This is a genomic window from Thalassococcus lentus, from assembly GCF_028023555.1.
Lineage (GTDB): Bacteria > Pseudomonadota > Alphaproteobacteria > Rhodobacterales > Rhodobacteraceae > Thalassococcus_A > Thalassococcus_A lentus.
This window is the reverse complement of record NZ_JAQIOY010000003.1, coordinates 536,699-550,346: the sequence shown is the minus strand read 5'-3', so window position 1 is coordinate 550,346 and position 13,648 is coordinate 536,699. Positions and strand designations below refer to the sequence as shown.

16 protein-coding genes are annotated in these 13,648 nt (G+C 58.0%); 13 read left to right on the top strand and 3 right to left on the bottom strand.

All coding sequences use genetic code 11. From position 1 onward, the window contains the following. The first annotated feature begins 140 nt into the window (after positions 1-140). The 3 genes from PFY00_RS11740 to PFY00_RS11730 all read left to right on the top strand — a co-directional run bounded on the left by PFY00_RS11740 (position 141) and on the right by PFY00_RS11730 (position 3,804). The gene (locus PFY00_RS11740; RefSeq protein ID WP_271432741.1) at positions 141-1,232 is read left to right on the top strand and encodes an isocitrate/isopropylmalate dehydrogenase family protein; all 1,092 of its coding nucleotides are present in this window, start codon (positions 141-143) and stop codon (positions 1,230-1,232) included. Next, positions 1,232-2,266: a Gfo/Idh/MocA family protein gene (locus PFY00_RS11735; protein ID WP_271432740.1), complete on the top strand. Its 1,035-nt coding sequence runs from the start codon at positions 1,232-1,234 to the stop codon at positions 2,264-2,266. The genes PFY00_RS11740 and PFY00_RS11735 overlap by 1 nt, the downstream gene beginning before the upstream one ends. A 110-nt stretch (positions 2,267-2,376) precedes the next feature. After that, positions 2,377-3,804 carry a citrate lyase subunit alpha gene (locus PFY00_RS11730; RefSeq protein WP_271432739.1) on the top strand — a complete coding sequence of 476 codons (1,428 nt, stop codon included), beginning with the start codon at positions 2,377-2,379 and terminating at the stop codon, positions 3,802-3,804. Positions 3,805-3,842: 38 nt separating this feature from the next. Here the strand turns inward: PFY00_RS11730 and PFY00_RS11725 are convergent, their stop codons facing one another. Next, positions 3,843-4,034: a DUF6324 family protein gene (locus PFY00_RS11725; protein ID WP_271432738.1), complete on the bottom strand. Its 192-nt coding sequence runs from the start codon at positions 4,032-4,034 to the stop codon at positions 3,843-3,845. An 80-nt stretch (positions 4,035-4,114) separates the two neighbouring features. Here PFY00_RS11725 and PFY00_RS11720 point away from each other — a divergent pair, with 80 nt between their 5' ends. The 6 genes from PFY00_RS11720 (at position 4,115) to rpoH (ending at position 8,087) form a co-directional block, all read left to right on the top strand. Further along, positions 4,115-4,594, top strand: coding sequence for a GNAT family N-acetyltransferase (locus PFY00_RS11720; protein WP_271432737.1), 480 nt, complete (start codon positions 4,115-4,117; stop codon positions 4,592-4,594). A 72-nt stretch (positions 4,595-4,666) separates the two neighbouring features. Further along, positions 4,667-5,692, top strand: a complete 1,026-nt coding sequence (locus PFY00_RS11715) for an RluA family pseudouridine synthase (RefSeq protein ID WP_271432736.1) — start codon at positions 4,667-4,669, stop codon at positions 5,690-5,692. A gap of 91 nt (positions 5,693-5,783) precedes the next feature. After that, positions 5,784-6,146, top strand: coding sequence for an SUF system Fe-S cluster assembly protein (locus tag PFY00_RS11710; protein WP_271432735.1), 363 nt, complete (start codon positions 5,784-5,786; stop codon positions 6,144-6,146). Between the two features lie 56 nt (positions 6,147-6,202). After that, a complete protein-coding gene (locus tag PFY00_RS11705) occupies positions 6,203-6,583 on the top strand; it encodes a HesB/IscA family protein (protein ID WP_271432734.1) in 381 nt (126 codons plus the stop codon). Between the two features lies 1 nt (position 6,584). After that, positions 6,585-6,908 (top strand): TfoX/Sxy family protein, encoded by a 324-nt coding sequence (locus PFY00_RS11700; protein WP_271432733.1) that lies wholly within the window; start codon positions 6,585-6,587, stop codon positions 6,906-6,908. A gap of 282 nt (positions 6,909-7,190) precedes the next feature. Next, positions 7,191-8,087, top strand: coding sequence for an RNA polymerase sigma factor RpoH (gene rpoH / locus PFY00_RS11695; RefSeq protein ID WP_271432732.1), 897 nt, complete (start codon positions 7,191-7,193; stop codon positions 8,085-8,087). A gap of 328 nt (positions 8,088-8,415) precedes the next feature. Here the strand turns inward: rpoH and PFY00_RS11690 are convergent, their stop codons facing one another. Further along, positions 8,416-9,033 carry a TetR/AcrR family transcriptional regulator gene (locus PFY00_RS11690; protein WP_271432731.1) on the bottom strand — a complete coding sequence of 206 codons (618 nt, stop codon included), beginning with the start codon at positions 9,031-9,033 and terminating at the stop codon, positions 8,416-8,418. A gap of 146 nt (positions 9,034-9,179) precedes the next feature. Here PFY00_RS11690 and PFY00_RS11685 point away from each other — a divergent pair, with 146 nt between their 5' ends. Together PFY00_RS11685 and PFY00_RS11680 are read left to right on the top strand one after the other, a co-directional pair. Further along, positions 9,180-9,668 (top strand): hypothetical protein, encoded by a 489-nt coding sequence (locus tag PFY00_RS11685; RefSeq protein WP_271432730.1) that lies wholly within the window; start codon positions 9,180-9,182, stop codon positions 9,666-9,668. Positions 9,669-10,035: 367 nt separating this feature from the next. Further along, entirely contained in the window at positions 10,036-11,025 is a 990-nt protein-coding gene (locus PFY00_RS11680; protein WP_271432729.1) for a Gfo/Idh/MocA family protein, read from the top strand. Positions 11,026-11,107: 82 nt separating this feature from the next. On the opposite strand, the gene PFY00_RS11675 is transcribed toward PFY00_RS11680, so the two are convergent. Then, positions 11,108-12,073 carry an NADPH:quinone oxidoreductase family protein gene (locus PFY00_RS11675; protein WP_271432728.1) on the bottom strand — a complete coding sequence of 322 codons (966 nt, stop codon included), beginning with the start codon at positions 12,071-12,073 and terminating at the stop codon, positions 11,108-11,110. A 287-nt stretch (positions 12,074-12,360) separates the two neighbouring features. Here PFY00_RS11675 and PFY00_RS11670 point away from each other — a divergent pair, with 287 nt between their 5' ends. Both PFY00_RS11670 and hisN read left to right on the top strand, forming a co-directional pair. Continuing rightward, entirely contained in the window at positions 12,361-12,732 is a 372-nt protein-coding gene (locus PFY00_RS11670) for a helix-turn-helix domain-containing protein (protein WP_271432727.1), read from the top strand. Between the two features lie 49 nt (positions 12,733-12,781). Then, the gene (gene hisN / locus PFY00_RS11665) at positions 12,782-13,588 is read left to right on the top strand and encodes a histidinol-phosphatase (protein ID WP_271432726.1); all 807 of its coding nucleotides are present in this window, start codon (positions 12,782-12,784) and stop codon (positions 13,586-13,588) included. The last annotated feature ends 60 nt before the right edge of the window (positions 13,589-13,648 follow it).

Genomic DNA, 13,648 nt, shown 5'->3' with positions numbered 1-13,648 from the left:
ATTTCAGAGTGATAGCTACTCAATGCAACAAAATGTATCATAAAAGGACAGCAGGGCAAGCGTTGTGCATAAATTAATGTATGCATTAATTTAGAAATGTCGCTAAAGTAGACAAAAGTCGGCTCATTAAAGGAACCAAAATGTCGCAAAATTTCTCTGTCGCGGTATTCGAGGGCGATGGCATCGGGCCGGAAATCACCGGGCCGACTGTTGATATTCTCAAGGCGATTGCCGCTGAAAGCAATTCCTATGGGCTTACGTTTGCGCACGCGCCAGCGGGCGCGGCCCACTACGCCAAAACCGGCGAGTCGCTTCCCGAGCAGTCCATGAAAGTGGCCCGCGAGTCCGACGCAATCCTGTTGTCCGCAATGGGCCTGCCAGATGTGCGATACCCCGACGGCACTGAAATCTCGCCGCAAATCGATCTGCGCAAGGCTTTGACGCTGTTTGCAGGAGTACGCCCGGTGACGGTCAAACCGGGACAACCCAGCCCATTGACCTTGCCTCCGGGCAAACAGATCGATTTCGTCCTGATCCGTGAAAGCACCGAGGGGCTTTTCTACACGCAAGGCAGAGGCGAAGTCAGCGAAAACGAAGCGCGCGAAACCTTGTTGATCACACGCGATATCAGCGAAAAGCTGTTCCGTTTTGCTTTTGACCTTGCGGCCACCCGCAAGGCGGCGGGCCGTGGACGGGGGCACGTGACCTGCGTCGACAAAGCCAATGTCTTTCGCGCTTTTGCGTTCTTTCGGGATCTTTTTGACAAAGAGGCTGGTCGGCGTTCCGATTTGACCTCTGATCATGCCTATGTTGATGCGATGGCGCTTTGGATGGTCCAGCGTCCGTGGGATTTTGATGTGCTGGTGACGGAAAACATGTTTGGCGACATTCTTTCGGATCTGGGGGCCGGATTGATGGGCGGGCTCGGGCTCGCCCCGTCGGCAGACATCGGGCTGGATCATGCGGTGTTCCAGCCTTGTCACGGCTCGGCCCCTGATATCGCCGGGCAGGGTGTGGCCAATCCGTTTGCTATGATCTTGTCTGCGGCCATGATGCTCGACTGGCTTGGCGTGAAACACGACAATCTGGCCTTGCGCAGTGACGGCCAACGTCTGCGCGAAGCAACCGAAGCGGTGGTTGGTTCCGGTGCCGTGTTGACCCGCGATCTGGGCGGGCGCGCCACAACACAAGAAGCGGCGGACGCCGTCAAAGCGCAATTGTGGTCGCAGTGATGCCAAGGCCGCCCATACGCATAGCCTGTGTAGGCGCGGGTTATTTCAGCCGATTTCACTACGAAAGCTGGGCTCGGATGCCCGAAGTTGCCTTGGTCGGGGCCTGCGATCATGATCTGGCAAAGGCACATGCGACCGGGCTGCCCGGTTTTGTCGAGCTGGCCGAGATGCTGGAGCAGACCGTTCCAGATGTTCTGGACATCATCTTGCCTCCCGCCGGGCATTCAGAGGCCATTCGCACGGCCATTTCGGCTGGGGTCGGCACGATCATCTGTCAAAAGCCCTTTTGCAGCAGTCTGGACGAAGCAGAAGCCATGGTCGCTCTGGCCCAGCATGCCGGTGTCACGCTGATCGTGCATGAGAATTTCCGGTTCCAACCGTGGTACCGCGCCATCAAAAGCGCGATCCGCGATGGTTTGATCGGGCAGGTGCAACAGGCGACGTTTCGATTGCGGCCCGGCGACGGGCAGGGCCCGGATGCCTATCTGGATCGTCAGCCGTATTTTCAGAAGATGGAGCGGTTTTTGGTGCATGAAACCGCCGTGCATCTGATCGATACCTTCCGGTTTTTGCTGGGCGATCCGGTTTCGGTCTACGCAGACCTGCGCCGCCTGAATCCCGCAATCGCAGGGGAAGATGCCGGTTTGATCATCCTTGAACATCCGGGCAACACGCGCGCTGTGATCGATGGCAATCGGCATCTGGATCACGACGCCAGAAATTTGCGATGCACCATGGGCGAGGGTCTGTTCGAAGGCACCGAGGGCACGCTTTCGCTGCGCGGTGATGGTTCGGTCTGGCATCGTGCATTCGCGACGCGCGACCAGATCCAGCGTCTTGCGCCCACTGATGATGATAGTTTTGGGGGCGGCTGCGTGCACGCGTTTCAGCGCCATGTGGTCAACGGATTGGGCGGCACCGGACAGATCGAGACGCTGGCCGAGGAGTATCTTGAGGTGCTCAGGATCGAGGCCGCGGTCTATGCATCGGCGCAAAGTGGCGCGCGACACGTGTTGCAGGCGCGTGGAGCCTGATCCCGCAGATAGGCTGAACATGCGGCGCATGGCAAAGCGCCTTGCCGCGCTTGTCCTGACCGTCTCAGCCGTTACACCTTGCTTGGCAGAAATCCAAACAACGGCGTGACATGTCCCGGCCCAACACTTTGACCAAAGGCAAGCTTCTGAACGACATCCATGCGGTGATCGAAAGGAGCGGTTTATCCGACGGGGGATGCGTGTCGTTTCACCACCATCTGCGGAATGGAGATGGGGTCATGAATCTGATCCTGACTGCGTTGGGTGAGGCTGGGTTGAAGGGTCTGCACCTTGAGGCAACATCGCTGTTCCCCGTGCACGCCCCTTTGGTGGCGTTGGTTGAGAAGGGCGTGATCGCCAGTATTGCCACCAGCTATATGTCAGGCCCGCTCGCCCACGCGATCAGCCGCGGCGCATTAAAAACGCCTGTCCGTTTGCGAACGCACGGTGGTCGCGCGCGTGCGTTGGACTCCGGAGAGCAGAGGATCGACGTGGCATTTGTTGCGGCTTCGGCGGCGGATTGCCGTGGGAACCTGTCTGCGCGAACCGGGCGCGCGCCGTTTGGTGTTCTGGGTTACCCTATGGCGGATGTGGGGGCCGCCCAGCACGTGGTGGCTGTCACCGATACCATCGTTCCTTTTCCAGCCTGTCCGATAGATCTGTCGCAGGACCGGGTAGATATGGTTCTGCAGGTGGACCGCATCGGTGATCCGGCTGGTATCGGGTCCGGTGCAACGCGCCCGGCGATGGATCCGCAAAGCGTTGCGATTGCAGGCCAGGCGGCCGATGTGATTGCGGCCAGTGGACAGCTGATTCCGGGCTTTTCGTTTCAGACCGGGGCCGGGGGCATTTCCATTGCAACCGCACAGGCCGTTGGTCAGGCCATGACCACCCACGGAGTGCAGGGCAGCTTTGCCTGCGGGGGGATTTCCGGGTTTCACGTCAAAATGCTTGAGGCCGGGCTGTTTCGCAGTTTGATGGATGTTCAGTGCTTTGATCTCGAAGCGGTTGCGTCTCGCAGCCGCAATTCGGCGCATCAGTCGATGTCTGCATCGGCCTATGCTGGACCACACGTTGGCGGCGCGGTTGTTGACGAATTGTCGGCGGTTGTGCTCGGTGCGGCGCAGGTGGACACGGATTTCAACGTGAATGTCACCACTCGCTCGGATGGGCTCATTATTGGCGGCTCTGGCGGCCATGCGGATGCGGCCCAAGGCGCAGCGCTGACGGTTGTGACCACGCGCCTGACAGCGGCGGGCTTTGCAAAAGTCGTGCCAAAGGTCACGACGTTGACCACACCGGGGTCTTGCGTCGACGTGGTCGTTACTGGGGCGGGCATAGCCGTGAACCCGGCAAATGCAGCCTTGCAGGACAGGCTCGGGGCAGGGGGGCTGCCTGTTGTGTCGATCCAAGATCTTGCGGCCAAGGCAGCTGTGCAGGCGAGCCAAGCGACACCGCCGCGCGCATCGGGCCGCGTGGTGGCGCAGTCCGAACATCGCGAGGGATACGTTCTGGATGAAATCCGGATGATTGAATAAACCCAGTCAGCCCAGCGGGCTGGGCCGGAATGCCGGATCTAGCGGCGTTTGACGCGCCGAGCCGTGGCAGCAGCCGCGCGAATTTCCTCAGCGATTTCTTCGGCTTCTTCGGGCTCGAAATCCATGGGGATTTCGAGGTCACCCGAGAACATGAACAAGCGCACCATACCCTGATCGGTTGGCCCGATTTGCAGGTTGGCTTCGATGTCGCGTTCGTCGTTGATGCCCATGATGGCCTCCGCAAGCTGGCTGGGTGTGCCCTAGCGCTGCAGGGCTTGATTTGCAAGCGTGGGGACGTATCCATGGGGTCATGCCGTTTGAATTGCGCCATATGCAGCCGGGCGATGCTGAGTGGCTGGTCGAGCAACACCGCCAGCTTTACATGCGTGACGAAGGCTTTGATGAGAGCTTTGCGCCCTTGGTCGCCGACATACTGGCCGATTTTGAACAGTCCCATGATCCCGAATGCGAGCGGGCGTTTATCGCCTGTTCCGATGACCAGAGGCTGGGCAGTGTCTTTTGCGTTCGTCTGGATGAGAAGACCGCCAAACTGCGCTTGTTTCTTCTGGTGCCCGAAGCGCGCGGCCAAGGGGCCGGACGTATGATGCTGGACGCCTGGATGCGCTTTGCACGTCAGGCGGGCTATGACAGGGCGCAGCTTTGGACCCACGAAAGCCATAAAGCTGCCTGCGCGTTGTATCAGGCGATGGGGTGGCGGATCACCCGGTCTGAACCGGTTCACAGTTTTGGCGTGTCTCTGGTCGAGCAGACATGGGAAATCGATCTGTAGTCGGTACTGGTCGCGCCGCTGCCGGATTGGTATAGCGCGCGCATCAAGGCCTTTATGGCCGCAGGAGCCTGTATGTCCGACCCTTTGACCTTTGAAATCGCAGCGAACCCACCCGCACGGCTGGACAAGGCGCTGGCGCGCGATGTTCCGGAAGCGGCGGCACTGTCCCGAACACGCCTCGCAAGACTGATCGAAAGCGGTGCTGTGCAAATCGATGGCAAGGTCGCTTCGGACCCGAAAGCCAAGGTTGCAGAAGGCATGTTGGTTCAGATCGTGGTGCCAGCAGCGCAGAACTACGATGTCGTGGCACAGGACATCCCATTGGACATCGTGCATGAAGACGACGATGTGCTTGTGGTTAACAAACCGGCCGGAATGGTGGTGCATCCTGCCCCGGGTTCACCAGACGGGACGCTGGTGAATGCGCTGCTGCATCACTTTGACGGGGCCTTGTCTGGGGTTGGCGGCGAAAAGCGCCCCGGCATCGTGCACCGGATCGACAAGGATACCTCCGGGCTGCTGGTGGTCGCCAAATCGGATCGGGCGCATCACGGGTTGGCGGCTCAATTTGAAAAACATACTGCCCGGCGGTCATATCTGGCCGTGGTTCACGGTGTGCCCGACGTGGCAGATCCACGCCTGATGGGCACAAAAGGCGTGTCCAAAGCGCAGGGGGGCGGGATTACGATCACCAGCGGGCTGGCACGCCACAAGACTGATCGCCAAAGGCAGGCCGTGTTGTTCGGCGGGCAGGGCCGTCATGCCGTCACCCACGCAAGAGTGCTGGAGCGTTTCGGCTCCCCTGCGGCCTGTGCTTTGGTGCAATGCCGTCTGGAGACAGGGCGGACCCACCAGATCAGGGTGCATATGGCACATGCGGGCCACGGGCTTTTGGGTGATCCGGTCTATGGCGGGCGCCGAAAAATTGCCCCAAGCGCATTGAGCGCTGGCGCTTTGGCGGCAGTGCAGGGCTTTGATCGGCAGGCCCTGCATGCGGCAGAGCTGGGGTTTGTGCATCCGGTCAGCGATGAGCACATGCTCTTTGAGGCTGCTTTGCCACAAGATATGGCCGATCTGATAGAGGCCCTGCGTCAATAGCACGCCCTGTTGTCGATTGCTCGGCGCGCGCCCTTTACCCCGGGCGGGTCTTTTCCTATATCTTTTCTCAAGAATACATGAAGGACAGGTCATGAACGACGCGAGCCCCCCGCTTGAAGGTGCGCCCCTGATTGCGCCATCCAGCACGGATCATCCGCTTTACGATCAGGTTGTTGAGGCCTGTCGCACGGTCTATGACCCTGAAATTCCAGTGAATATCTATGATCTGGGCCTTGTCTACACCATCGAGATCGGTGCCGAAAACGAGGTGCGGATCATCATGACGCTGACTGCGCCGGGCTGTCCTGTGGCCGGTGAGATGCCGGGCTGGCTGGCCGAAGCGGTGGAGCCGTTGCCGGGGATCAAGCAGGTGGATGTCGAAATTACCTGGGATCCGCCTTGGGGAATGGACATGATGTCCGACGAGGCGCGGCTCGAGCTGGGCTTTATGTAAGCAGCGCTTGTCCGGTTGGACAGCCATGCCTAGATTGAACGGGAAGGAGAAACGTCATGTTCGGTATTCCTGGCAAACAAGCGGTCAGCATGACCCCGGCTGCGATTAAGCAGATCAGCAAGTTGATGGACCGCGACGGCCGTCACGGCCTGCGCATCGGCATCAAGAAGGGTGGCTGCGCGGGCATGGAATATACCATGGACTACGTGGATGACGCCGATCCCAATGATGAAGTGGTTGAGCAGGATGGCGCGCGTGTATTGATCGCGCCCATGGCACAGATGTTTCTGTTCGGAACCGAGATCGACTACGAAACTTCTCTTTTGGAGTCGGGCTTCAAATTCCGCAATCCCAACGTCGCGGATGCCTGCGGCTGCGGCGAGTCGATCAAGTTCAAGGACGTCGAGGAACTGACGGCCGAGCAGGGCAAAGCCTGACATGGCAGTATCGGACGAAGAGATCGCCTTTGCGGTGGATCTCTTTTCCGATCTTGGCGGCATTACCACGCGAAAGATGATGGGCGGGCTGTGCCTCTATCAGGATGGAACGATCTTTGCGATCATTCACAGCGACTTTGGCCTGATGATCAAAGGTGCGGGCGCATTTGCCGAACGTCTGGAGGCGATGGGCTGCACACGGTTCAGCTATACCCGCAAGAACGGCACGACCACGGCCATGCCTTACTGGACCTTGCCCGACAGTGCGCGAGATGATCCCGAAGAAGCGGTTGCGCTGGCGCGTGAAGCCCTTGCGTATTTGTAACGCCGCTTGAGCGGACTTTGTTGATCGATTGGGGGCCAGCCCCCAAACCCCCGGAGTATTTGGACAAAGAAGAAGGTCACGTTTGTGGCCCGCCCAAGTGCATTTGTCGTTGTAACGCACTGCACATGCGCGTGAGCGCACGTAACCAACCCTTACACCGACGGAAAACTTTCTTAACTACGTATCAACCTTTGAGAGCCAAAACGCTTGAAACTGCGCCACAGGCTTCCTAAATGAATGTTAAGCCGCGTAACATCGCGGGTCCCAAGGAGGGAGAGTGCCATGTCCAGTTATGCAAATCTGCCGGCCCCGTCGCCGGAAGCCGGTCTGAACCGTTACTTGCAGGAAATCCGCAAGTTTCCGCTGCTTGAGCCGGAAGAGGAATATATGCTCGCCAAGCGGTGGGTGGAAAACGAAGACACTGAAGCCGCGCACCAGATGGTGACGTCGCACCTGCGTCTCGCGGCCAAGATTGCCATGGGCTATCGCGGCTATGGCCTGCCGCAGGCTGAAGTGATCTCGGAAGCCAACGTAGGCTTGATGCAGGCGGTCAAGCGCTTTGATCCCGAAAAAGGTTTCCGTCTGGCGACCTATGCCATGTGGTGGATCCGTGCCTCGATCCAGGAGTACATCCTGCGGTCCTGGTCGCTGGTCAAGCTGGGTACAACTTCGGCGCAAAAGAAGCTGTTCTTCAACCTGCGCAAGGCCAAGAACCGCATCGGCGCGCTGGAAGAGGGTGACCTGCGACCGGAACATGTCGCGCGGATTGCGCATGACCTTGGCGTCAATGAGGCCGAAGTGATCTCTATGAACCGGCGGATGTCGGGCGGTGACGCGTCGCTCAATGCTCAGGTCGGAAGCGACGGCGAAGGCACGATGCAGTGGCAGGACTGGCTGGAAGACGAAGATGCCAACCAGGCTGAAGACTACGCCGAAAAGGACGAGCTGGAAGCGCGCCGCGCTATGCTGGCACAGTCCATGGATGTGCTGAACGATCGTGAAAAGGATATTCTCACCCAGCGCCGTTTGTCCGATCAGCCGGTTACATTGGAAGATCTGTCTTCGGTTTATGACGTCAGCCGCGAGCGGATTCGCCAGATCGAAGTGCGCGCCTTTGAAAAGCTGCAAAAGCGCATGCGTGAGCTTGCGAAAGAGCAGGGGATGCTGGCAACGGCGTAACCACAAATCTGCGACGATCAGTATAGGCCTCTTCGCTTTGGCGGAGGGGCCTTTTCCGTATGGGGATGGATTGTCGTCCTTTCGGGTTGGAGCCCATAGCTACCAATGCCGCATCTTGCACGGATGGCTGCGAAGTGCGGATTGCTGACATTGGGATTTGTAAGGACGGCCCGAAGCCGACCTTGGCCGGTAGTTCACGATACTGCAGTCGCTGCCCGCATTGCCGACATTCGCCGCGAGTGCAAAACCTGAGACCACTCGAATTCACGCTTTGCGGTACTTTTCTGCCGTTTGAAGTTGGATTGAGCCAATTGCTTGATGGGATTGCTCAATATTGCGATTTTGGCTCTTCTTCAGACAATGCAGTCAGAAGCGAAAAAATCAGCCGCTTCCTTGTCTCGGGATCAACCGACTTGTCTGAACTGTGTTTGGCAAGGGTCTGGACGGCCGTTGTGAATGCATCAACGGCTGCGGCAAGGGCTGCTTTTGACATGGAGCTGCGACGCTTTTCGGCGATATCCATCATCTTTTCATGCAGGTTTTGGACAACCTCAATCTGGGCGTCGCGGATTTCCTGTAGGAGCGCATTATCGTCTTCGATCAGGGACCTTATCTGAAAAACGACGGCATCACGGCCGCCAAAATTTTGCACCGAGTGAACAACGATTTCATCTATCAGCGTTTTGGCATCTGAAGCTTGGGAACCGGCAATTATTGCCAGCGCCCGGGTGCGCATTTTCTTGATTTCACGACGAACGATATGCCGCAGAATGGCACCTTTGTCCGGGAAATACCGATACAGTGATCCAATCGAAACCCCGGCGCGTTCGGCAACATGGTTCGTGGTGAATTTTGCGACTCCGGCTGTATCCAAAAGCTGAATAGCGGCCTCGGAAATGTCATCGACCGTGCTTTCTGAACGTTTCTGACTTGGTGTTCTTCGCATGATTTCAAAACATTGCGCGTCTGTTGTAGTTTAATTCATCCCTAACGAAAGGCGAGTAGCAATCCAATAGCAAGTACTTCACTCTTGGACGTAACCCACGAGAGCCGTCCCGCACTTTGTGGGCATACGAAAAGGAGTGTTTTACATTGTTGCAGCGTGTTTTTCCAACGTCACTGGACAACCAGTTTCCCGGTCACAAGATCGCACTTTATGTTTTTTATGCGCTGACGGCCCTGACCCTTTGGCGCAGCCAACATCATCTGTTTGCACATGATGGAGGCGCGCAAAGCATTGCCTCCATTCCACTCGATACATATTCGAGCAACGCCGCTGAAACGGTGGTTGGAATCTTCGGGCTGTGGGGGTTGTCTCAGCTGATCATCGGCCTGATTTATCTTCTTGCAGCAATCCGGTACAGAGCGCTGATCCCATTCCTCTACGTGCTGTTCACGCTTGAATACGCGATGCGACTTTGGGTAGGCGCGAACAAGACAATCGAAACCGCAGGCACTGCGCCTGGCAGTATGATCAATCTCCCATTCATGATTGCGGGTGTGGTTCTGTTCGCGCTCAGTATTTGGCGCAGTAAAGCGAGGCCCTTGGGGGAAACAATTAGACGGCCTGAGCCGAAGTAATTCGGGCCGGCTAAAAGTCGTAACTGGCAGAATGGGCTCCGAGCCGACTTGGGGCAGTGCAGAGGTTTACCTCAGTTCAGGGAAAATTGAATGTCGGCTTCCGCCTTTCCGACGTGAATAGCTCGCGCCCGCAGCGAATGACCGCTTCCCGCCCATGCTTCTTTCCGCTTCATCAGCAACCTGAAAAAGCGGCCATTGGTTAAATTTGCTTCAACGTCAGCTTCTTCCCGCACAGCAGACATATGAGAGTGTGAGGAGCTTGGTGTTCTCGGCGGTATTTTTGGGGTTCCAAATAGGTTTCCTCTGGATGTCTTTGCCTCTCCACCCCAACATTGCCTAAAGTCAGCGCAAATGAGGGAGGGATATCATGACCGATCATGTACGTTGGGGCATTCTTGGGGCCGCGAACTTTGCGCGCGAGCATATGGGACCAGCCATTCATCTGGCGAAGCGCGGGCGGCTGGCGGGTCTGGCAACCAGTTCGGCCGAAAAGGCTGCGCCGTTTGCAGCGCTCGCACCGGGCTTGCAGGTCTTTGACAGCTATGAGGCTTTGTTGGCAGATCCCGAGATCGACGCGGTCTATATCCCGCTGCCCAACCATCTTCATGTGGAATGGGCTCTGAAAGCGCTGGATGCGGGCAAACATGTTCTGGTGGAAAAACCGCTGGCAATGAAAGCCGATGAATTCGATGCGGTTATCGAGGCGCGGAACCGGACCGGACTGCTGGCCGCAGAGGCCTATATGATTGTTCATCACCCGCAGTGGCAAAAGGCCAAGGCGCTTTTCGAAGACGGTGTGATCGGACGCCTGATCCGTGTCTCCGGGGCCTTTTCCTATGACAACCGGGCCGACGTGGGGAACATTCGGAACAAGCCGGACACGGGCGGCGGCGCAATCCCCGATATCGGTGTCTATATCTACGGCGCCGCGCGGTTCGTGACGGGCGAAGAGCCAGAGCGCATTTTGTCGGCGCGGATCAACCGTGAGAACGGGGTTGATGTCTGGTCGCACATCACCGCCGATTTCCCGTCGTTCCATTATACCGGCGTGGTGTCGATGCGGATGGCACAATGGCAGGACATGACGTTTCATGGTAAAGATGGCGTCATGCGCCTGACAGCTCCGTTTAACCCACAGGTCTACGGGCAGGCCGAGATCGAGTTGCACCGCAAGACGGCCTCGGGCGAGCCTGAGGTCAGTACAATCCGCTTCCCGGCGGTCAATCACTACGTCGAGCAGGTTTCAGCCTTCAACAGGTCAGTGCTGATGGGCTCTGACTATCCCTGTCCACTGGAATTTTCACGCGGCACGCAGGCGATGATCGATATGGTTTGGGCGGCTGAGCGCGCAGGTTAGTGGAATGGGCGGGATGGAGACGCCGCTTGTGGCCGCTGGCCACGTCGCCCCGCCCACCATCCCGTCATTTGTCCGGGCGCGGTCAGTCTGTGATCCGGATGACAACCTTGCCGGTTGATTTGCGGCTGCGCAGCAACTCCATGCCTTCGGCAGTTTGCTCAAGCGGCAAAACGTGGCTGACGTGGGGTTTGAGCCGGCCTTCGCCGTACCAGCCCAGAAGCGTTTGGAGCGATCCGGTCAGGGCGGCAGGTTTGAATGCCAGATAACCGCCCCAGTAGAGGCCGAGAACGGAGAGGTTCTTGACCAGAAGATGATTGGCCTTGATTTGCGGCACTTCGCCTGAGGCGAAGCCAATAGTCAGAATGCGGGCCTCTGGCCGGCATGAGCGGAAAGCGGCTTTGAACTGATCGCCCCCGACCGGGTCGTAGACGACATCGGCGCCGCCCAGTGCTTTCATCTCTTCGCGAATGTCCTGGCTGGCAGCGTCGATCAAGTGATCGGCCCCTGCCTGGCGCGCCACGTCAAGTTTATCCGCGCCACGTGCGCAGGCCACAACGCGGGCGCCCATGAGTTTCCCGATTTCAACCGCCGTCAATCCGACGCCGCCGGCAGCGCCGAGCACCAAAAGGGTTTCGCCAGCACCCAGACGCGCCCGATAATCCAGCGCGAGATGGGAGGTGCCGTAGGCGATCTGGAAGGCTGCGGCATCTTCCCAGCTCATGGCATCAGGGATTTTGACCGCACGGGCCGCTTCGAAACAGCCAAATTCGGCGAGCCCGCCCTGACCGCCAAAGACCGCGACGCGATCTCCGGGTGCGAAGCCGGACACGCCATCGCCGACTGCGTCGATTGTGCCAGCCACTTCCATACCCATGACAAAGGGCAGGGCAGGTGTGTCCTGATAGCTGCCATTCAGCATCAGCAGATCAGCGAAATTGAGGCCGCAAGCCGCGATTCTGACGCGAATTTCGCCTGATCCGGGTTCTGGTGCGGGAATGTCGCGCAGCGATGGTGGTCGTTCGTGTGATTCGAGAAAAAAGGCGCGCATGTTCGGCTCCGAAGTGTTTGGGTATCTGGCCTGATGCTGACACTTGTGTCAAACATGTGGCGGTGTCGGAAAGACCGTTTTCAAAAGCGCGACAGTGTGCAGCGTAATTCAACTTTGTGGAGAATGGTATTTTTTTTCACAACGATCGACTGTCCGTTATGCTTGATTTTGAATACAATTATGATGTAGCCATACTCAATCTTTCGGCGCATTCTGGTGTCGACTGAAACCTCAGTCCGGGCCATTTTTTGGACCGTCCGGTTGAAACGAGAAATAGGAAACGAATAATGGCACATCCGGTCGATGTTCATGTTGGTAAGCGAGTTCGCCACCGTCGCTGGCTGGTCGGTATGACCCAGCAACAGCTGGCTGAAAAAGTGGGTATCAAATTCCAGCAAATCCAGAAGTACGAGACCGGTGCCAACCGCGTCAGTGCGTCCCGCCTTTGGGATATCGCCGATGCGCTTGATGTTCCGGTCAGCTTTTTCTTCGAGGGGCTGGAAAACGGTGTTGAGGCTGAAGAAAAGCCTGACAACGTTCCGGCAGACATCCTTGGTGACAAGGAAGCGCTGGATCTCGTCCGCTCTTACTATGCAATTCCGGAAAACCAGCGCCGCCGTTTGTTCGAACTGGCGCGTGTTTTGTCCGACGTCGCTTGAGCCGACGCGCGCGACGGGGTAGGCCTTGCTGGTCTATCCCGGAGTGACGATGACAAAAGAGCATCAACAGTCAGCCTCTGAACTCATTGAGGTTGCAAACGCAATGGCCGACGCAGCGCGGGCGGCCATTCTTCCGTATTTTCGGGCTACTGGCCTTGGCGTGGAAAACAAGCTCAGTGATGGGTTTGATCCCGTGACGGTTGCAGACAAGGCAGCCGAGAGAGCGATGCGGGATGTGTTGGCGGAACTCCGCCCGGCTGACGGAATTTTCGGTGAAGAATACGGCCAGCAAGAAGGCAGCACCGGTCTGACATGGGTGTTGGACCCGATTGACGGCACGCGCGGGTTTTTGGCGGGAACGCCGACCTGGGGTGTGCTGATTGCCCTTTCGGATGCCTCAGGCCCCATTTTCGGAATTATCGACCAACCCTATGTTTCAGAACGCTTTATTGGCGGACTGGGCCGGGCAGACTGGGCCGGACCACACGGTGGCGCTACTCTGGTAACCCGAACAACCAAGGGCCTGGAAGACGCCATTCTGTTCACGACTTTTCCTGAGATCGGCACGCCGCAGGAACGGGCGGGATTTGAACGGGTTGCGCAGGATTGCAAGCTGGTACGCTATGGCATGGATTGCTATGCCTATGCGCTGCTGGCCGCCGGTCAGATCGATCTGGTGATCGAGGCAGGGTTGAACGCTTATGATATTCAGGCCCCAATTGCGGTGATCAAGGCAGCCGGAGGCATTGTGACAGATTGGGAAGGCAACCCCGTACATGACGGCGGTCGCGTGGTTGCAGCGGCAAACAGCGCCTTGCATGCGGCGGCATTGGAGCGGTTGAACGCGGGCCGATAGCCCGCTCCGTTCTGTCGTGCGTCCTTCCCTTTTCTGGCGCGGCAGAACGATCTTGCACCG

Excerpts from the sequence above, each read along its gene's own strand:
- PFY00_RS11715 (WP_271432736.1), top strand. The coding sequence starts at position 4,667 with ATGTCCGACCCTTTGACCTTTGAAATCGCAGCGAACCCACCCGCACGG.
- PFY00_RS11735 (WP_271432740.1), top strand. The coding sequence starts at position 1,232 with ATGCCAAGGCCGCCCATACGCATAGCCTGTGTAGGCGCGGGTTATTTC.
- rpoH (WP_271432732.1), top strand. The coding sequence starts at position 7,191 with ATGTCCAGTTATGCAAATCTGCCGGCCCCGTCGCCGGAAGCCGGTCTG.
- hisN (WP_271432726.1), top strand. The coding sequence starts at position 12,782 with ATGACAAAAGAGCATCAACAGTCAGCCTCTGAACTCATTGAGGTTGCA.
- PFY00_RS11690 (WP_271432731.1), bottom strand. The coding sequence starts at position 9,033 with ATGCGAAGAACACCAAGTCAGAAACGTTCAGAAAGCACGGTCGATGAC.
- PFY00_RS11740 (WP_271432741.1), top strand. The coding sequence starts at position 141 with ATGTCGCAAAATTTCTCTGTCGCGGTATTCGAGGGCGATGGCATCGGG.
- PFY00_RS11700 (WP_271432733.1), top strand. The coding sequence starts at position 6,585 with ATGGCAGTATCGGACGAAGAGATCGCCTTTGCGGTGGATCTCTTTTCC.
- PFY00_RS11720 (WP_271432737.1), top strand. The coding sequence starts at position 4,115 with ATGCCGTTTGAATTGCGCCATATGCAGCCGGGCGATGCTGAGTGGCTG.
- PFY00_RS11675 (WP_271432728.1), bottom strand. The coding sequence starts at position 12,073 with ATGCGCGCCTTTTTTCTCGAATCACACGAACGACCACCATCGCTGCGC.
- PFY00_RS11725 (WP_271432738.1), bottom strand. The coding sequence starts at position 4,034 with ATGGGCATCAACGACGAACGCGACATCGAAGCCAACCTGCAAATCGGG.
- PFY00_RS11710 (WP_271432735.1), top strand. The coding sequence starts at position 5,784 with ATGAACGACGCGAGCCCCCCGCTTGAAGGTGCGCCCCTGATTGCGCCA.
- PFY00_RS11680 (WP_271432729.1), top strand. The coding sequence starts at position 10,036 with ATGACCGATCATGTACGTTGGGGCATTCTTGGGGCCGCGAACTTTGCG.
- PFY00_RS11730 (WP_271432739.1), top strand. The coding sequence starts at position 2,377 with ATGTCCCGGCCCAACACTTTGACCAAAGGCAAGCTTCTGAACGACATC.
- PFY00_RS11670 (WP_271432727.1), top strand. The coding sequence starts at position 12,361 with ATGGCACATCCGGTCGATGTTCATGTTGGTAAGCGAGTTCGCCACCGT.
- PFY00_RS11705 (WP_271432734.1), top strand. The coding sequence starts at position 6,203 with ATGTTCGGTATTCCTGGCAAACAAGCGGTCAGCATGACCCCGGCTGCG.